This is a genomic window from Vibrio sp. E14 (genome assembly GCF_020515785.1).
Lineage (GTDB): Bacteria > Pseudomonadota > Gammaproteobacteria > Enterobacterales > Vibrionaceae > Vibrio > Vibrio diabolicus.
Genome location: NZ_JAHPJI010000003.1, coordinates 511,867 through 530,844 on the forward strand (window position 1 = coordinate 511,867; position 18,978 = coordinate 530,844).

Annotated in this window: 18 protein-coding genes; 3 read left to right on the forward strand and 15 right to left on the reverse strand. The window is 43.9% G+C overall.

The window, feature by feature from the left end; genetic code table 11:
- The first annotated feature begins 253 nt into the window (after positions 1 to 253).
- The gene (locus LIX84_RS11735) at positions 254 to 1,096 is read left to right on the forward strand and encodes a helix-turn-helix transcriptional regulator (RefSeq protein ID WP_226421375.1); all 843 of its coding nucleotides are present in this window, start codon (positions 254 to 256) and stop codon (positions 1,094 to 1,096) included.
- 34 nt (positions 1,097 to 1,130) lie between these two features.
- Here LIX84_RS11735 and LIX84_RS11740 read toward each other — a convergent pair whose 3' ends face one another.
- Both LIX84_RS11740 and LIX84_RS11745 read right to left on the reverse strand, forming a co-directional pair.
- Positions 1,131 to 1,907, reverse strand: coding sequence for a PTS sugar transporter subunit IIA (locus LIX84_RS11740; RefSeq protein WP_005392466.1), 777 nt, complete (start codon positions 1,905 to 1,907; stop codon positions 1,131 to 1,133).
- Positions 1,908 to 1,915: 8 nt separating this feature from the next.
- Complete coding sequence (locus tag LIX84_RS11745; RefSeq protein WP_005463048.1) at positions 1,916 to 2,218, reverse strand: PTS fructose transporter subunit IIB; 303 nt, start codon at positions 2,216 to 2,218, stop codon at positions 1,916 to 1,918.
- A 267-nt stretch (positions 2,219 to 2,485) separates the two neighbouring features.
- Between LIX84_RS11745 and LIX84_RS11750 the strand changes: the two genes are divergently transcribed.
- The gene (locus LIX84_RS11750) at positions 2,486 to 4,357 is read left to right on the forward strand and encodes a fructose-specific PTS transporter subunit EIIC (RefSeq protein ID WP_053317689.1); all 1,872 of its coding nucleotides are present in this window, start codon (positions 2,486 to 2,488) and stop codon (positions 4,355 to 4,357) included.
- 180 nt (positions 4,358 to 4,537) lie between these two features.
- Positions 4,538 to 5,416 carry an NAD(P)-dependent oxidoreductase gene (locus LIX84_RS11755; protein WP_104970214.1) on the forward strand — a complete coding sequence of 293 codons (879 nt, stop codon included), beginning with the start codon at positions 4,538 to 4,540 and terminating at the stop codon, positions 5,414 to 5,416.
- Positions 5,417 to 5,582: 166 nt separating this feature from the next.
- Here LIX84_RS11755 and LIX84_RS11760 read toward each other — a convergent pair whose 3' ends face one another.
- The 13 genes from LIX84_RS11760 to LIX84_RS11820 all read right to left on the reverse strand — a co-directional run bounded on the left by LIX84_RS11760 (position 5,583) and on the right by LIX84_RS11820 (position 18,965).
- Entirely contained in the window at positions 5,583 to 7,022 is a 1,440-nt protein-coding gene (locus LIX84_RS11760; protein WP_226421376.1) for a catalase, read from the reverse strand.
- 289 nt (positions 7,023 to 7,311) lie between these two features.
- Positions 7,312 to 7,929, reverse strand: a complete 618-nt coding sequence (locus LIX84_RS11765) for a glutathione S-transferase family protein (protein WP_047008454.1) — start codon at positions 7,927 to 7,929, stop codon at positions 7,312 to 7,314.
- A gap of 15 nt (positions 7,930 to 7,944) precedes the next feature.
- Positions 7,945 to 8,979 carry an NADP-dependent oxidoreductase gene (locus tag LIX84_RS11770; RefSeq protein WP_065645713.1) on the reverse strand — a complete coding sequence of 345 codons (1,035 nt, stop codon included), beginning with the start codon at positions 8,977 to 8,979 and terminating at the stop codon, positions 7,945 to 7,947.
- Positions 8,980 to 9,128: 149 nt separating this feature from the next.
- Positions 9,129 to 9,728 (reverse strand): TetR/AcrR family transcriptional regulator, encoded by a 600-nt coding sequence (locus LIX84_RS11775; RefSeq protein ID WP_046873784.1) that lies wholly within the window; start codon positions 9,726 to 9,728, stop codon positions 9,129 to 9,131.
- Between the two features lie 50 nt (positions 9,729 to 9,778).
- Positions 9,779 to 10,099, reverse strand: a complete 321-nt coding sequence (yqfB, locus tag LIX84_RS11780) for a N(4)-acetylcytidine aminohydrolase (protein ID WP_005392475.1) — start codon at positions 10,097 to 10,099, stop codon at positions 9,779 to 9,781.
- A 64-nt stretch (positions 10,100 to 10,163) separates the two neighbouring features.
- Entirely contained in the window at positions 10,164 to 10,562 is a 399-nt protein-coding gene (locus tag LIX84_RS11785; RefSeq protein ID WP_005392476.1) for a VanZ family protein, read from the reverse strand.
- Between the two features lie 2 nt (positions 10,563 to 10,564).
- The gene (locus LIX84_RS11790) at positions 10,565 to 11,872 is read right to left on the reverse strand and encodes an oligosaccharide flippase family protein (protein WP_226421377.1); all 1,308 of its coding nucleotides are present in this window, start codon (positions 11,870 to 11,872) and stop codon (positions 10,565 to 10,567) included.
- Positions 11,873 to 11,880: 8 nt separating this feature from the next.
- Positions 11,881 to 12,912: a glycosyltransferase family 4 protein gene (locus tag LIX84_RS11795; protein WP_226421378.1), complete on the reverse strand. Its 1,032-nt coding sequence runs from the start codon at positions 12,910 to 12,912 to the stop codon at positions 11,881 to 11,883.
- Complete coding sequence (locus LIX84_RS11800; RefSeq protein ID WP_104972863.1) at positions 12,909 to 13,742, reverse strand: putative capsular polysaccharide synthesis family protein; 834 nt, start codon at positions 13,740 to 13,742, stop codon at positions 12,909 to 12,911. Before LIX84_RS11800 ends, LIX84_RS11795 begins: the two co-directional genes overlap by 4 nt.
- A gap of 15 nt (positions 13,743 to 13,757) precedes the next feature.
- Positions 13,758 to 14,981 carry an O-antigen ligase family protein gene (locus tag LIX84_RS11805; RefSeq protein WP_226421414.1) on the reverse strand — a complete coding sequence of 408 codons (1,224 nt, stop codon included), beginning with the start codon at positions 14,979 to 14,981 and terminating at the stop codon, positions 13,758 to 13,760.
- Positions 14,959 to 16,005, reverse strand: coding sequence for a glycosyltransferase (locus tag LIX84_RS11810; RefSeq protein ID WP_226421379.1), 1,047 nt, complete (start codon positions 16,003 to 16,005; stop codon positions 14,959 to 14,961). The genes LIX84_RS11805 and LIX84_RS11810 overlap by 23 nt, the downstream gene beginning before the upstream one ends.
- Positions 15,983 to 16,807 carry a putative capsular polysaccharide synthesis family protein gene (locus LIX84_RS11815; RefSeq protein WP_161445405.1) on the reverse strand — a complete coding sequence of 275 codons (825 nt, stop codon included), beginning with the start codon at positions 16,805 to 16,807 and terminating at the stop codon, positions 15,983 to 15,985. The genes LIX84_RS11810 and LIX84_RS11815 overlap by 23 nt, the downstream gene beginning before the upstream one ends.
- Entirely contained in the window at positions 16,785 to 18,965 is a 2,181-nt protein-coding gene (locus LIX84_RS11820) for a GumC family protein (protein ID WP_226421380.1), read from the reverse strand. Before LIX84_RS11820 ends, LIX84_RS11815 begins: the two co-directional genes overlap by 23 nt.
- Positions 18,966 to 18,978: the final 13 nt, after the last annotated feature.

Below are 18,978 nucleotides of genomic sequence, written 5' to 3' on the forward strand. Positions count from 1 at the left end.
ACTGGACAAATCTAGCTGCATATCTGTGACATGATGGATAAGAAGCTAAACGATAAGTAAAATGTGGCTTTGCTCCCATTTGAAAAGGGATTGAGTATTATTGATAGAGTTTTTGTTACTGGAAATTTGATGCGTTAACTGGATTTTTGTAACATTAAAATGGAAGTGTGATTTTGCTCAATAGCACAAAAGTCCAGTCCGGTGTATATCTATAGTAAATAGCATCATTGATGCATATATAGAGTGTGAGACAATGATTTTTCATGATTTAATTTCAGCGGTATTAAATGAAAGAGAGCCATTTCATAATATTTTGTTTGCAGGAGATTTTCATACGCCGCCTGAATTTAGCTATCAAGTTAATTTCCCTCGCCTAGAGTTAGTTCTGGATGGGGAATATATTAATGAAATGGAAAGTTATGATCGAAAAGTAACGCACATCGTTGCTAAAAAAGGCGACGCGATATTTATTCCACCTAACTGTTGGAATAAACCAGACTGGGATACCGATTGCTCAGTGTTAAGTATTTTGTTTGGGCGTCGACAACTTGGGTTGAGTTTGGTGAGCAAACGCAAAGGTGAGGCAAACTTTTACGATATTCAAAAGCATAGCATCCAAACGCGCTCAGGATTTGCGATAGATAACATCTTAGAAGCGTTGAGCTCACTGGCTCGTGAGAATACTAAAAAACCAATGGATGAGCTTTTACTGCAAGCATTGCTGCAATACGCGAAGACGATGTTGGATGCACCAGTCGAGCAGCAGTCACATAGCCGTGTGCAAGATCTCTATCAAGGGATCTGCATCTACATTCAAGAGAACTTCCATCGCCCAATCACGCGTGACAGCATTGCGTCGAGATTCAGTATTTCCTCGAACCATTTGTCGCGCTTGTTCCGTCAGCAGGGGCACATGACCTTGGCGGACTACATTACTTGGGTACGCGTGGATCGTGCGAAGTTTATGCTCAAGAAATACAACTTCAAACTCAATGACGTGTCAGTGCGCTGCGGATTTAAAGACGTGAACTATTTCTGCCGAGTATTTAAGAACCGTACAGGCAGAACGCCGACGGAATATCGTGGTTCGATTTAAGCCTTCAGTCAGAGTGCGTAAATCATAGAAAAGTTTAGGCGAGCAGCCTCGACATGGCGTACATCAGCAGCGCCTGTAAGTCGACGCTGCTTTTTGTTAGTAGTAGGCGTTCCGCCATTTGATCGGTAAGCAGGTTTCTTGTGAGGTTAGTGGCCGCAATGATCTGTTCTCGGGTCGGCTTTTCTGGCATCACCAGTGCTATAGCCAGATGAACATCACCCATCTTCGAAGCCCAATCCATCGACTTTTCATTCGCAATAACAGCAATAGAAATATGGTCAACACCTGAAAACATCACGTGTGGTAGAGCGATCCCCGGGGTCACGCAAGTTGATGAACGTTCTTCACGTTTAATAAAAGCAAGAATCAGTTCGTCGGGATGAATGGGGTGGATGAGCTGAGCTAGTCCTTTAAGGCATTCAAACTTGGTGAGCTCGGTATGCGCTTTGGCGTACTGCCATTTGATTTCACAAGGTGGACAAATTTGCGGTAAACGCTCGGCCAGTTGGCTAGAAAACTCATAGTTGATATGAGATCCCACCACAGTAAAGTGTTCAGCAATCATGTCTTTTATGACGAAGCAGGCCAGCTCTGCGTCAATGCCAATCGCTGTGATTTGACACAAATCACCTTGTTGTAGACCTGCTTGCAATATCGCCACGGACTTGGTGAGTTCCGCAACACGATTTTGCGTTACATTAATGATATGTAAGGTACTTTTGAACTTCTTTGCCACTCGATTGAGTGGCTGAGCAAGGTGCGCACTGGCATTTGCATTATCGACGAAAAAGGTGATTTGGTATTCGTTCATCTGCAAATTTAGTCGCGGCAGTGGACGAGGAATACTTTGTCGACGTTGAGCAAAACCTCTTCAATGGGGATTTGAATTTTGCGCGTCCCTTCGAATCGGCCTGGTTGTTCTATCTCAATATCCGACACGATCAAAACCCGATCCGCTTGAGCGATATCGTGAGGAGTGAGCTGATTCTCTATCCCCATCGCACCTTGCGTTTCTACTTTAATTTGCACGTTATGTTTTGGCGCAGCTTTCATTAGTGCATCTGCTGCCATATAAGTATGAGCGATGCCTGTAGGGCATGCTGTCACCGCTACGATTTTCATGTTCTATCCATTTTATTTTTTGTGGATATTAGCACAGCCACCGCAGATTGAATTGATTTGAGCTGGATTAACGCAAGAGCTCTATCACAGTTTGAATCTCATGTTACATTAATCCAGTTAATGCACTTTTAGTCCTATATATCAAAAGGTAGGCACTGGTTAATCTATGCCCAAATAAAATGAGTAGGAACGCATACGAGCCAGGGGATCCTGTATCTCAAACTCACTTGGGTATATATTCGAGCGTGAATATTGGAAGGTAAAACAATGGACATCACAAACCTAATTGAGCTGGAAACGATATGTTTAGATCTAAAAGCTCAAACCAAAGATGAAGCGCTCAAAGAGCTGGTCGAGATGCTAGAGGCCGCCGGCAAGCTCAATAGTCAAAGCCAGTTCTTGGCAGATATCTGGAAACGAGAAGAGATCGGTAACACAGGATTTGATGATGGTATTGCGATCCCTCATGCCAAAAGTGATGCTGTAGCGAAACCGGCTGTCGCGGTCGGGATCAGCCGTAATGGGATTGATTATGGCGCCGAAGATGGCGAGCTGTCCGATGTGTTTTTCATGCTGGCGTCCCCAGATGGTGATGATCATCATCACATTGAAGTATTGGCACAAATTTCCACCAAAATTATCGAAGACGGCTTTGTTGAAAAGCTCAAGTTGGCTCAATCGCGAGAAGAAGCGCTTGAGATGCTGACTGATATTCAAACCCAATCCAATGAATTTCTCCCAACTTCTTTAGAATTTGCATCAGAACCCCTGAGCCCTTGGGCGCAAAAACTTGGCCGCATTAAAGAGCACTTGCTGTTTGGCACATCCCACATGATCCCGTTTATCGTTGCGGGCGGTGTGTTGTTGTCGTTGTCGGTGATGATCTCTGGTCACGGTGGTGTACCACAAGAGGGCATTCTGGCCGATATTGCCCAAATGGGGATTGCTGGTCTGACATTGTTTACTGCCGTTCTTGGCGGATACATTGCTTATTCCATTGCCGACAAGCCGGGCCTTGCGCCGGGTATGATTGGATCTTGGATTGCGGTAAGTCATTACAATACGGGTTTTTTAGGTGCGATTGTGGTCGGCTTTTTTGCTGGCTTTGTCGTTTGGCTATTAAAGAAAATTCAGCTACCAGACAGCATGAGTTCGCTTGGCTCGATTTTTATTTATCCGCTAGTCGGTACGTTTGTTACTTGCGGCGCGGTGATGTGGGTGATAGGTGCTCCGATTGCCAGCGCAATGACCACCATGAACGAGGTGCTGACGGGCATGGCGGGCTCAGGCAAAGTAATGCTCGGAACTGTGCTTGGGGCAATGACCGCGTTTGATATGGGCGGCCCAATCAACAAAGTGGCGACGTTGTTTGCTCAAACCCAAGTGAACACGCAACCATGGTTGATGGGCGGGGTCGGTATTGCGATTTGTACGCCGCCATTGGGTATGGCACTAGCCACGTTTTTGGCGCCGAGTAAATTCAAGCGAGATGAACGCGAAGCGGGGAAAGCCGCAGGTATTATGGGGATGATCGGTATTAGCGAAGGTGCGATTCCTTTTGCCGCTGGCGACCCTGCACGAGTATTACCCGCTATTGTGGCGGGGGGAATCGTCGGTAACGTGATTGGCTTTATGTTCCACGTAATGAACCATGCACCGTGGGGCGGTTGGATTGTTCTCCCTGTTGTGGATGGAAAAATTGGTTACATCATCGGCACGATTGCGGGCTCTGTTACCACGGCGTTGATCGTGATTGCACTAAAGAAAACCGTCACCGAAGATGAAAGCTACACAGGTCATTCTCAAGTATATGGTTCCGTTCAAGGCGAAGGTGAGGCGGATGTTTTGGCGGTTACATCTTGTCCATCAGGTGTGGCACATACGTTCTTAGCGGCTAAGTCATTGGAAAAAGCGGCTTGTGCACTCGGCATTAAGATTAAAGTCGAAACCCAAGGCGCGAATGGCGTCATCAACCGAATTACCGAGAAAGACATCGAGAAAGCGAAGTTTGTGATTTTTGCTCACGATGTGGCGATTAAAGAACCGGAACGTTTTCGAAAAATCCAAGTCTTGGATGTCAGTACCAAGGATGCCATGTTGAACGCCACGGCTTTGTTGCAAGCTCGTAGAGTGTCTTAACATTTAACTTCTGAGAAATGTCTCCTCGATGACCCTGATGAATGCTTTTGGTATTTACTCCAACATCGCGGTTCACTTTTATTTGTGCCGCGAGTGAAGGATAAATTACGAGTAATGTTTTCAATTCTTTAGTAGCATGTTACAAAACATTTCAGTCAGGTGAACTAAGGGAAGCGTGCAATGGAAAAACAACGAGTAGCATTTATTGGTTTGGGTGTTATGGGTTACCCAATGGCGGGCTATTTGAGCAAAGCGGGGTATGAAACCAAAGTATACAACCGCACTAAAGCCAAAGCTGATAAATGGGCTGCAGAATACAACGGCATTGCGTGTGAGACACCGCGAGAAGCGGCAGAAGGTTGCGATATCGTATTTACTTGTGTCGGTAATGACGATGACGTGCGCAGCGTTGTATACGGTGAAGAAGGGATTCTAGTCGGTCTAAAAGCAGGCGCGGTACTGGTTGATCACACCACGACTTCCGCTGATTTAGCCGTTGAATTGGCCGATGCTTGTACCAAATATGGCAATCACTTCATTGATGCTCCGGTATCTGGTGGTCAAGCAGGCGCAGAAAATGGTGTTCTAACCATCATGTGTGGTGGTGAACAAAGCATTTTTGATCGTGTTGCTCCAGTGATGGACGTATATGCGAAGCAAATGACACTTCTGGGTGAAAATGGCCAAGGTCAACGTTGTAAAATGGTAAACCAAATCTGTATTGGTGGTGTGCTTCAAGGCTTGAGCGAAGCGTTGTTACTTGCGCAGAAATCCGGTTTGGATATTGAACAAGTAGTTGAAACACTCAAGCACGGTGCTGCAGGGTCATGGCAAATGGAAAACCGCGCCAAGACGATGGCGGAAGATCAGTTTGATTTTGGCTTCGCGATTGATTGGATGCGCAAAGACTTAGGCTTCTGTCTGCAAGAAGCAGAGCGAGTGGGTCTGGAGCTCCCACTGACTAAGAAAGTGGATGAGCAATACGCAGACCTTCAACGCGATGGTTTAGGCCGCATGGATACATCTGTTCTGATTAAAGCCGTCGCTAAGAATCAGTAGTAGATAAACAGTTCTTTGGTATCAAAGAGCTTGAAGAAATTTAAGTTGATCATAATCGTTCCCCTCGAACATTAGTGTGTGACTAACGAACTTGAATGAGGAGGTGCTTTGGGGCACCTCCTTTTTTATGTCTACTTATCACAGCATTTGCTGGTGCAGTGTCCGTTTACTTGTTTAAGCCTAGCGCAATCTCAAGGCCTTTGCCGTAAGCTTCGTCCGCTTGGTAGGCGTGGTTAACGTGACGTTCTTTGATGAAGTCTGGCACACCATCCATTGCACGAGCGGTGTTGTCGAATAGAGTTTGACGCTGTTCTTCGCTCATCAGACGGAATAGGTCTCCCGCTTGGCTGAAGTAGTCTTCGTCTACACGGTGATCGTAATGATCAGCATTGCCGTTGATGCGTAGAGGTGGCTCAGAGTAATCTGGTTGCTCTGCCCATTCTTGTTTGTAGTTTGGCTCGTAACCTAGTGTTGAACCAAAGTTGCCATCAACGCGCATTGCGCCATCGCGGTGGTAGCTGTGTACCGGACAACGAGGCGCGTTAACTGGAATTTGGTGATGGTTTACACCTAGGCGGTAACGCTGCGCGTCTCCGTATGCAAACAGACGGCCTTGCAGCATTTTGTCTGGCGAGAAGCCAATTCCAGGAACGATAGCTGCCGGGTTAAACGCGGACTGCTCAACTTCCGCATAGAAGTTTTCTGGGTTACGGTTCAGTTCAAACTCGCCTACTGGGATCAATGGATAATCTTTTTGTGACCATACTTTTGTTAGATCGAACGGGTTAAAGTTCACTTCATCCGCTTCTAGCTCAGGCATGATCTGGACGTACATCTTCCATTTAGGAAAGTCTTGATGCTCAATCGCTTCGTAAAGGTCACGGTGATGGCTTTCGCGGTCTTTACCTACGATCGCTTCTGCTTCTTGGTCAGTCAGGTTTTTGATGCCTTGCTGAGTTTTAAAGTGGAATTTCACCCAGTAACGCTCGTTTTCTGAGTTGATAAAGCTGAATGTGTGGCTACCGAAGCCGTGCATATGACGGTAAGACGCAGGAATACCGCGATCACTCATAACGATCGTAACTTGGTGGAATGCTTCTGGTAGTGATGTCCAAAAATCCCAGTTGTTTGTCGAGCTGCGCATGTTGGTGCGTGGATCGCGTTTCACCGCGTGGTTTAGATCTGGAAATTTTAGTGGATCACGGAGGAAGAACACTGGCGTGTTGTTACCAACCAAGTCCCAGTTGCCTTCTTCGGTGTAAAACTTTAGCGCAAAACCACGGATGTCGCGCTCTGCATCTGCGGCACCGCGCTCCCCCGCAACAGTGGTAAAGCGAGCAAATAGTTCGGTCTTTTTACCAATCTCCGAGAAGATCTTCGCGCGAGTGTATTTTGTGATGTCATGAGTCACAGTAAAGGTGCCGTAAGCGCCTGAGCCTTTGGCGTGCATACGACGCTCAGGAATCACTTCACGATCAAAGTGTGCCAGTTTTTCAAGGAACCAAACGTCTTGCAGTAGTTGGGGACCACGAGGACCTGCAGTCATCACATTTTGATTATGGGCGACAGGACAGCCTGCGGCGGTGGTTAATTTCTTATTTGTCATTTTTCTTCCCCTCCAGGGATCAATACCTTAGCAACTGAAGAGAAGATTATTACGGAAAAGCTGGAAGCAAAAACTGATACTGCTTATCAATTCAATAGGTGGTAACGATGATGAAAAGTAACTTAGAATCAAATTCTTAGCTGATTTTTATGATTGGTTTATTAACGTATTGGCGAAAAGGGTAAAAAGAGCACGCTGGCATTTGCATGAATTGCGCTTTGTTGACAAGGCTAACGTCGGAAATCGCCCCTTTGATATCGCTTTATTGAACATCAAAGGGGCGGAATGATTAGGAGTACTTCACTTCAATTTGCTCAGCTTTTTCAAACGCTGGATGCGTTGCGAGTTGTTTTCCATAACGCTCAATATTCGGGAAGTGACCAGCCAAACCGAACTTATGCACGAGCTCGACAATAAATGACATCATGATGTCTGCGCCAGTTAAACGTTCTTCTACTAGGTAAGTTTTGCCTTCTAGCGATTGCTCGAAATAACCCAGAACGTTCATCGCTTCTTTGTCAGCATAGCCTGATAGAAATTGAGTTTCGTTTGGCTCTTTGCTAATAAAGATTTTTAACAACATTGGTAAGATTGCTGAACTTTCAGCAAAGTGCATCCATTGCAGGTACTCAGTGTGCGCCTTCGTCCCACGCTCAGGAGCAAACGCACCATCACTGTACTTCTCAATCAAATATTCGGTCATCGCGCCAGATTCAATGATGAACTCGCCATCATCTTCAAGCAGGGGCGATTTACCAAGCGGATGAACGCTCTTTAGCTCAGGCGGTGCCATGAAAGTCACTTTGTCACGAACATAAGGCACGATTTCGTAATCCACATTTAGCTCTTCAAGTAACCAAATGATGCGCTTTGAGCGAGACTGATTGAGATGGTGAAGTTTAATCATTTATTTATCCCTTCCTTATAATGGGTCGTTAATCTGTACTACAAGCTTGCCGAAGTTCTTACCTTCCAACAGACCGATAAATGCTTCTGGTGCATTCTCCAGTCCTTGTACTAGATGTTCACGGTATTGGATCTTTCCTTCAGCCAACCATTGATTAATATCTTGCGCAAATTCACCGTAACGATGTCCGTAATCATCAAAAATGATGAAGCCTTGCACCTTGATTCGTTTAGTAAGCAGCTTACCCATTAATAATGGAAGATGGTCGGTACCTTCAGGCAGTTCTGTTGCGTTGTATTGAGAAATCAAACCACAAAGTGGGATACGTGCGCTGGTATTCAGAAGTGGCATTACAGCTTCGAATACTTTGCCACCTACGTTTTCGAAGTAAACATCGATACCTTGGTCACAGGCGTTTTTCAACTGCTCTGCAAAGTCGTCAGCTTTGTGATCAATACATTCATCGAAGCCAAGGACTTCTTTGGCGTAACGGCACTTTTCTTCTCCGCCTGCAATACCAACAACTCGACAACCTTTGATTTTGCCAATTTGACCAACGGTCGCGCCCACAGGGCCTGTCGCGGCTGCTACCACAATGGTTTCACCTGGTTTTGGCTGACCGATATCGAGCAAGCCCATGTACGCGGTAAAACCTGGCATGCCAGCAACACCTAGAGCGTATGATGGGTTTTGTGGTTCTTTGCCTAGTTTAATTACCATCTCACCAGTTGAGAGCGCGTAGTCTTGCCAGCCAACAGTGTATGCAAGAACCCATTCACCCGCTTCATAATCTGGGTGGTTTGATGCTTCTACCTGACAAACTGTGCCAGCGATCATTACGTCATCAACCGCAACAGGATCGGCGTATGACTCGGCATCGCTCATGCGACCGCGCATGTATGGGTCGAGAGATAAATAAACGGTTCTCAGTAGCATCTCACCATCTTGAGGAGTCGGTTTCGCCACTTCTTCTAGACGAAAGTTTTCTTTTGTTGGTGCACCATGGGGACGTGACGCGAGTACGATTCTGCGATTTGTTGCGTTAGTCATATTTATCTCACTTATTGATTAGACCGGTCGTCTAGTTTTGATTTCAAAATATCCCGCTCATAGAGCGGGAAAGTGTATTGTGCTATCACAGGAGTTATTACCAACTGTGAAACACATGTAGGGTGTTCATCTTACTTTTACGCTACCTACTATGGGCAAGTTCGCGTGTTTTGCAGTAGATGTTGAGTATAGGTCAGACTTTGCGTTAATGCTGCCTGATCTTGATACAGTTTGTTCAGCAAGCTTGCGCCGTTCCAAAGGTAGTATATCTGCCTTGCCAATAAAGCACTGTCACCATTTGGGATAGAGCCATCTTGAATGCCTACGTCAATGCAATCCGCCATTGCTTGAATGGTTTTGTCTGCACCTTGGCGTAACGCTAGACGCATGGGCTCTGAGAGATCGGAGACTTCCGCACTTAACTTGACCAACAAACATTTGTTCGCATTACATACGTCGTCTTCTACTTTGACCATTTCTTCAAAGTAGCTCATTAGGCGTTGGTAGCCATTCAGATCGGTATTGGTAAAGCGTGCGTTTAAACGCTCAAAATACTTAGTAAAGTAGTCTTGAATCATCGCTTCACCAAATTGTTCTTTGGATTTGAAGTAATGATAAAACGAGCCTTTCGGCACCGCGGCCTTTTTTAAAAGCTCTGAAAGGCCAACACTCGTAAACCCTCGGTTTACGATTAACTCGTATCCGACGTCGAGAATATGTTGGCGTGTGTCGTTCGTCTTTGCGTTCATGAGGCGTACTATAGAATGAATTAGACCAGTCGTCTAGTGTTTGTTGTAGGTTATTTGATTAGCTCGTACTCAATCACAAATAGCGTATCGGTGTTTGGGTAGATTTCTCGAATTAACTGCTTGAGTTTTGGTAGTTCGATGGCTTCTTGTTCAGCATGAAACTCATTGATATCTTCAAAGTTGAGTGGTTCTACAGAGCGTATTTTGATGTTGCAGACTTTACGATCCGTCTCTAGGGTAAAAACTTCGACCTCTGTATTTGGAACGTAGTGACTTTCTGATTCATCTCGAATCGTAATCGTTTTTTTGCCTGATGTGATCAACGGGGTTAAGAATTCAAAAAAGGTAATCTTGGTTGGGTGGGATGACATGATGTACTCGTTAGTCTGATTGTTTGGCGTAATTATATACCCAAATAACCTTGAGGTGCTTATTTCAAGAGAACGAGCGAGTGCGCAGGACGCGAATCAACTTGGCACTAAAGTAACCCGAGATAATGCCTATCCAGTTGGTACTGAGATCATCAAAACTAAATGAGCGACTTGGAATAAAAAGTTGGCTTATTTCTTCCATTGAAACGATAGCCAACAGCAGTAGCAAAAGGCGGATGCCAAAGACGTCGGCTTTACTTGAACTTACTAAAGAGGGGAAGGTGAAGACCGATAAAAAGCCGATCAATAAACTGAAAGTAAAGTGAAGCGTACTCGATCCACCTAAGTAGGTTTCCATTTGCAGGTAAGTGGCATGGTGTAAGTCAGAGCTTTTCCACAAAGAGAGTGAAGCCGTAAGCGTCAGAACGAAAACAAAACTTATCCGTGTCAGTATTGAAACCATAATTAACCTATTGGAAAGAATCCTAAGTAACGTTTTACAAAGTACAACGCTGCTAGATTCTGAATTGCCATGCCAATTGCCATCGCCCATGCTGCACCAATAACACCGAACGCTTGGCAAAGCGCAATGAGCAAGCAGATAGAGATTGTGCCGGAGGAAATTGTAATGTATTTCATGGTTCTTTCGTGACCGCTCATGAGTAATAAAAACCCTACAGAGCCAGTCGCAACATTGACTAACTGCCCTAAAGACAGGACGACTAACAGTGGCGCAGCAGCAAGAAACTCTTCACCAAAAAACCGCATCACAAACTCTGGGAATAGAGTGCAAATAATCACGGGCACAATGGCCAAACCAACGTTGGCTCGGCAAGCTAAACGGCTCAGGCTTTGCAGTTTGATCATTTGGCGTTCTTTGTAGAGAGAGGCAAACATAGGGGCGACCACAAAGTTAATGGTAATCAGCACAAAGCCAATCAGTAGTGATGTGCGTTGAGCTGCAGCTAATAAACCGAGTTCCGCTGTTGAGATAAAAAAGCCCGCAATGACAAGGCTTCCCCATTGAAGAACGTTCGTGAAGATACTGCCAATCCAGACTTGCTTGGCAGAAGCGACCATTTTTTTGTTTGGTACGAAAGCCGATGTCTGATACTGACCTGAACCTAGCCAATTAACACTGGATATTACCGCGACGCTCATACTCGCCAGAAGCAGTGCGGTCATCAGATTGTTTATATTTTGCTGACCGATATAGTCCAAGCCAAAGACAAAAAAGACCATCAACATACTCACGCCAAGCTGTAAAGCGAACAGTGATGACACGACCTTTCTACACGCTTGAAGCACACGACTGTTGGTCTGTGCAAGCACCAAAAACGGTATGCAGAACAAGCCTAAAGTAATCGCATGCATTGGCGATTGGGTCTGGTTTAGCTGTTCAGGAAACAGATTAAATCCTACCAACAAAACGGCAATGGCTAGCAAGCAAAACGCCATACTTCGATAAAGTGCAGTTTTATAGTTGTGGCTTTGTTGGAGTGTCTCTTTGTTGTTAAAGGCGATCGCATTGTAGCGAACTAATGAGACATCAAAACCTAGCTGAGAAACGATCGCGAGTAGTGAGACTAGGTTGAATAAAAAGAAAAATTGACCGGAAGTCGAAGCGTCACTGGCCTTCGATACAATCAGTGTCAGTAAAAAAGCAAATAGCGCACTCAACACACGCGTGATTGCGGTTTTCAATCCAGTAGATAGCAAGCTTTTTTTACCGCTGGGCATCAACAGTAATTTTTGTTGAATAGTGTGAAACATAGAGGTATTTAACCGTAAATATTATTGAGTGCGAGGCGCTGTTTTTCTTCACTGAAGTCGTCGTTTAACTCTGTTGTATATTGGCAAAAATCGATTTCATCATAATGATTGACACAGTGCGCGATCTGCTTGGCCATTTCTTCAGGTGTTAGCGCTAAAAATGGGTAGTTGAGATCTTTGGTCGCGCCGATAGTTCGAATCACCATAGGAAGATGTAATTTGGCTGCTTCTAGAATAGTTAACGGCATCCCTTCCCATGCTGCAGTATGTAAGTAAAGGTCTGAACCCTTGAGCTTTTTAACCACCTCATCACGAGGCAACATGCCAGTCACATCCACATTTTCTGTACGCAATTTTTGTTCAAGTGTGTGGTCACCGCCACCTATCCAAGTGATATCTAATGGGCGGTTAAGCGCATGTCGATTAAGGTGTTGCAATGTGTCGATGAGAAATTGCGGATCCTTTTGGGGCGCGACACGACCAAGCACAGCAAGTCGCAGCGCTTCTTGTCTGTTTCGCAATAAACGCTCTTCACTTTGATAAGATACGTAGTTGTTGAGCAGTTCAGCACGTTTCGCGCCAATGCTAATCGCCAGGTCACATTCTCGTTGGCTACAGCCTGCCACCACATCAATTTTGCTTAGTTTTACTTTCTCTAGCGCTTTATAGAGCTGGCGCGCGAATTCGGAGATATCTTCACGTTCGAAAGCATAACAGTGCGGAGTGTAAACCAAGCGCGCCTTGCCAAGTTTTAGAAATCGCCCGAGAAATCCCGCTTTACTCGAGTGCAAATGCACAACGTCAGGCGCAAGTGATGCAATCATGTGGTTTGCATCGCGAACAAATTGAAGTAAGCCGCCTTCCACCCATTTGGTCTGTGTGAAAATATGATGGTTGTTCTCATTGGTTAAGTCGTTTTCTCGAGCTCTGGCTAGCAAGAAATGTTGATAGGGCTCATCTCGAGAGGAGTGAGCATAACTATAGAGGGCTGTTTGAACGCCACCTCCGAAGGCTTCTGTAATATGGAGCACTTTTTTCATGATGATTTTGTTCCTGGTGTCTGCATCCATTTATGCTTGAAAGCATCACGTTCTTGTTCTGAATAAACGTGGCGATATAAGGGAAGATCGTACATATAGAACAGCTTTGAAAAGTCGTAGTGATGCTTAAAGTGCTGGTGGATATTGGAGTACCACTTGTTTTTCGCTTCATTGCTGTTTTTCAGCACGAAGTCTTGCAGCCCGAGAAACTCGCCAATTTCTTTATCGAGAGAGCTGAGCTTTTCGCATTTGATTAACATGACGTTGGCTTGCTCGTTCTTGAATGTGAAGAAAGGTTGAGTGTTGTCCAATTCTTGACGCATCACATCGATATTGAAGTTACGTTTTAACTCGTTGTCGAACCAGTCCGCAAAATAGTTGAGATTGATATAGTTATCGAAACAATGTTCGAGGTGCTGATACGTGACTGCCATATCTCGGTGAATTGCATCATTCTTTTTGCCTTCGATAAATTGCAAATGGAGGTCTTGAAAGAAACGAGAAAAGACTGTTGCGATTGGATCGCGGACCAGTGTGACGATTTTGATCTGTTCGCGTTTTTGTAAGATACGTTTTCGTTGCTTGAGCACTAAGCGGTAGAGCGCACGGTTTTTGAAATCGAAAAATTTACTCACGTCTTTTTTATTGTGATACATGTGAAATTCTTCGTGATCATCAAAGGTGTGGATGTGATAGCTTGGGATATTTCTTTCTCCCAGCGTGTGCTCAATTGACGATGAGCCAACTTTGCCCATTTGGTAAACTAAAACAAAATTGTCAGCTTGGAGTTCTCGGTTCTTTTCAAATTGTCGAGAGATTGAATACTTCATCTATCCTATCCTTGATTATTCAAATTCGTGGTGATGGTTTACCGGAAAAGTATGAGCAATGGTGTTGACCGTTGACTCGCGGCTCATGCTTATCATGACGGGTAATAAGAGTATTAAAATGATGGTGGTATTTACCGCAACGAAGAACACCATGATGAGGGCGTATATCGCGAGTAAGAGGCTTTTTCTGTTGTCATTGAGACTACGGAAGCAAAAGCGAATAAACAGAAAATAACCACCAAACAATAGGGCGATACCGAGCAACCCGTATTCAATTGCGGTATCTAACACAAAGTTGTGGGTGTAGATCGCCAGCTCATCATAGTTAAAGTAACTGATCATAAAGTTGGGTAACATTTTCGCGCCGACACCTAACACCGGGTGTTGAAGTAAAATATCTAGCCCATTGGCAAGTAATAGCTTTCTATGAAGATTCGATACCCAGCGTGCTTCACTTTGGTTGGCAAATAAGACGTCTTCTTGGGTTATTTCCAATGTGTCCGCTAGCGTTTCAAATCCAACGTAGAGTGTGGTTGTGATTGCAGTAAACACAATGAAGCTTAAGGCTAATAAAATCGTCCACGTGTACGTTTCATTAAGCGATTTTCTCATCAGGTTTTTTACGAGCAGCTGGTCAAAGAAGAAAAGCAGACAAAAACCAAGTAGTGCTTTTCTTTCTTGCGACAACACCAGTAATATCAAAGCGACGAGCATCAAAAGGTGGAAAGCGCGAATTTTATCCCGATAAAGGTATAGTAGTGAGCAAAGTACACCGAACCCGTATTTACTCACTCCGAGTAACTTAAACCCGCTTTGATATCCCTGAGCAAAGTGCCATAAGGCAACGAGCGTGCAGATCAAAAACAGCAGGTAAGTGAAATAAACCATAACCCTTTCATCATCAAACACGCCATAGGCGTACATTAGGCTAAGCAAGCAGAGAATCGCCAGCCATTGCACGGTTTCTATAACTAGCGGCATTAAGGGGACGCGATTTAGCAGGCCATTTAAGAACACATACCCAGTGAACAATACGAGGAACCCCATACAGGGATGCATGAGTTTTTCAGCTTTTCCTTCCAATACCACTAACGCTGTAAAACCAATGGACAAAAGACTTGCGATGTCAGATGGGGCTAGTGCTATTCCTCCAGCACGAAACTTCATAGGAATAAAGAACAATGTTAGTAAGCACGCAGCTATTATCGGAGTGTGGTTATTTATCGGTACAGAGTTCATCATAAATTTTGTAATAGCTATTCCTAAAATTATTCAAAGTAAACTGGCTACAACGTTCGACAAAAAAACAGGAAGCAGCTTCATAGGAATTTTTATTACCCACTATGTGAAGTATTTTTTTAATTAAATCATCGACTTGACCTTGTTTAAATAAATAAGTTTTATCTCCGATTACTTCATTTAGTCCGGGGACATCCGAGCCTAGAACTGGTAACCCTTCAGCCATGGCCTCTACAGCCGCAAGACCAAAACCTTCTACTTTTGAAGATTGTACATAAAGATCTAGACTAGACAGGAAGCGAGGAATATCTGAGGTGATACCATACCAATGGATACGATGATCGCAGTTTAAATCTTTTGCTTTTTTTCTAAGAACTTGTTTTTTTTCTCCGTCTCCAGCCAGGTGAAGGTGGTAGTTTTCTGGTAATTTAGCTATTGCACATATTAATGTTTCGTGGTCCTTATAGTGATGAAGCCTACCAACCATTCCTATATTTATAACTCTTTTTTTTTCTAGTTCCTTATATAATTTGGGTTGTCTAGAGAATCTATGAAGATCTACACCATTGAATATTACTTCATAGCGGTCTTTGTATGTAGGTATGAATTTAACTAATGCTTCTTGAACCTTGTGAGTAATGCAAATAGTTTTGTCATTATTCATATAAAGAAGGTGCTCCATAAACTTCAATAACGGATAGTCCCTGCGTCGGTTAGTTGTATTATGTTCTGTTTGTATTCTCCTTTTTCCAAAGGAAAATAGAGCGAGGTATATAGAAGGAAATAAATGACTATGTACTAAATCGGGCCATTGAAGTATTTTCCATTTTTCAATTAGAGACAATGACTTCCAAACATAGCACTTCACTTCACTTTCTTTCAGTTTGTCCTCGAAATCATTGTCTGGATTAAGAATGAGAACTCGTATTTTATATTGAGGCATATGTTGGACTACTAGATCTACAAGAAAGCGCTGCGCTCCACCATTACTCGATAAATCATTAATTATATGTAGTATTTTCATTTAAATATTTGTCCTTGAGTGATAGGATTTCAGAGTTTGAAAAGAAATGTTGTGCTAATTTTGATGAGAACATTTCTTCAACGTACTCGGGTGTAGGTTGAAATTGCGTTTTGAATTCTTTCATTAGTGGCGAGTACCATTTGTTGTCTGACTGATTTTCATAAACAACATCCACGGGGTAACCTAAAAAGCCTTCAACTGCGGAGTTAGCCTGCTTTAGCTTGTCACTTCGAATGACCAACAGTGAAAAGTTATTGTTATGGTATGTCTGATAGCCTACTTCGTGATTAAAAGGTTCGTTAAACACATCAATCCCTGTTAGTTGTTTGATCTCGTTGTCAAACCACTGCAGCGCATATTGATGATTCATGTGCTTATCAAATGCCTCTTGGAGTAATTGCGGTCGTTCGGTACGTATTGCGCTGTCATCTTTTAGATATTTGTCCGCCATCCAAAACGGAAGTGCTTGAAAGAACATTGAAACATTTCGTCCGATCGGTTCACGCACCAGCGAGATAATTCGAACTTTTTTCTTGCGCTTTAACATACGGCTCATCGCTATGCGCTTGAGTCGTCGCTTTAACGCATTGATCTGAGGTTTATGCAATTGCGCCCTTACAGGGGATATCTGTTTTTGCGCATCGACAGTCATAAGATCGTGCAAGTGAATCGAGTTAGGAATGGAATGTTCTAATGCACTCGAACCTACTTTGCCCATTTGATAGATCAATACCGGTTGTTCTTGGCTTTTCAACGTTTGGTACCAAGATGCGTTTGAGTTAGTAGGCGTATTTCTGGACATAAAGCGTTTCTCCTTCCTTAGTCTTGGCTTGTGTGATTAAGACGCCAAGAGATGGAACTGAGTGTTGTATTTGTTTAGATAACGCAAGGTTAACCAGTGATGATTTTGTCGACTCAGAGCGAATGACGGTAATCAGACCATTGGCATACTGACCAAGAATAAGTGCATCACTCACTGACAGTAGGGGCGGTGTATCGATAATGATCCGGTCATACTTATTTTGAAAATGTTCGAGCAACTTTTTAAAGCGATCAGAAGCTAGCAGTTCCTGTGGGTTTGGCGGAATTAGGCCTGCCGGTAATACATCTAAGTTGGCTTCTTTTATATGCGTAACACAATCTTTGATTGGCGTATCCATAGTCAGGATATGCGTTAAGCCTGGGCTTGATTCAGCAATACCAAACCGTTTTGCGATGGAAGGTCGGCGTAAATCGCAGTCGATGATCAATACCTTTTCCATTTTTGAAAACGACACCGCCATATTGATACTGGTCGATGTTTTTCCTTCTTCTGGAATGGCAGAAGTAAAGGGCAATATCTTTTGCTTAGTGTTGGTTAGTCTGAGCAGAAGCGAGGTTCTGACGGAGCGACAAGCTTCACTAAATAGCTTTTCTTCATCATCTAAATACGCGGTATAACTGACGCCGTTTTTACGCAAATTGCGTTTTTTGACCATCGGAATCACGCCTAAACACGTAACACCAAGTTTTTCCTGCACATCGGCTGTGCTTCGGATAACTTCTCGCAGAGTTTCTAAGATGATGACCAGCGCACAAGCAATGGCAAAGCCAAAAAATGTGGCAATCAGTACCAGTTTGATTCGTTGCGGTGCTACCGGAAATAGAGGGATGATGGCTTTGTCAGTAAAACGTGCAGTGACATTTTTGTAGTCGCTGGTGGCGTTGGTCTCTTTCTCACGATTTAAGAACGCTTCATAGAGTGCCTTATTGGATTCAACCTCGCGTTTTAACTGTTCGTAACGCGCTTTTTGTGACCCTAACGATTGGAAGTCCGACTTTTTGTGATCGAGTTCTGCTCGAAGCATGTCCTCTTGAGCCTTTGCAGCAAGAAGGTCTTGTTGCTTACTGAAGGAAATGTCACGAATGAGTTGCTGGGTTCTTGCTTGAATTTCAGAAAGCTGCGCTTTCGCCTGAATCATTCGGTCATGCTTGGGGCCGTAGCGCTGTGCCAGCTCAGAGAGATTTTTGGCTGCTTGGGCTTCTGATAATTTTAGGTCGCGGATCTGCGCTTGATTAGCGAATTCATCAATTGACAGCAAGCTGTCTAAACTTTGTGAAGATTTACGTCTTAACAGTTGGATTAACGTCTGCGCTTCAATGCGCTTATTGACAGCGACATTTAGCTTGCGAGTGAGTTCTTCTAGCTCATTTGCGTAAATTTCATCAATACCGTTTATATCGATCAATCCTTCTTTTAACAAGAATTCTTGCAGCGCTTGCTCAGAGTTACGTAATCGCTCCTCCAATTTTTGTGAGTTATTTGTCAACCAAGTGGCCGCATTTTGTGTAACGACCAATTTGGCTTCAAAATTTGCGTCAATGTAGGCTTGGCCGACCGCGTTGGCGATTGTTGTAGCAAGCTTAGGATCGGTAGAACGAAAGCGAATTCTGACTAATTGGGTGTTACGTACCGGCTCAATATCGAGTTTACTTCTGAAAGCTTGAAGCGCTTGATAATAGGACTCTGAAAACTGGGCGGTTTCTTTTGGGCTTGGAGCCACATTCAGTAGGTCTTGGACAAAAGGGATCGACTTTATTTGGTCGATCTTTTGATTTAATCCACCTGAGCGTGTGAACTCCGGTTGTTGAGTTAGGTTCAGCTCTCTAATGACCTTATCTGCAATATGATTCGATTTTAAAATAGCGATTTGCGTTTGAAAGTACTCTTTTTTTGTTGTGTCGACACCATATACTTCCTCGATTGAAAGGGCACTTTTTTGCTCTTCTTGGATGAGTAGCGTTGCTGTAGCTTGGTATATCGATGCTTTGGAGTAGATATACCAAGTACAAGTTAATGAAAACAGAAGCGTGAAAGCTGCGATGCTTAGCCAATTCTTTTTAATCGCTTTAAAGTGATGACCAAAACGAATCAGTTCTACTTTGTTCATCTGGAGATTATTTGGATGAGTCCCGTTCATTTGATTCCCTGTC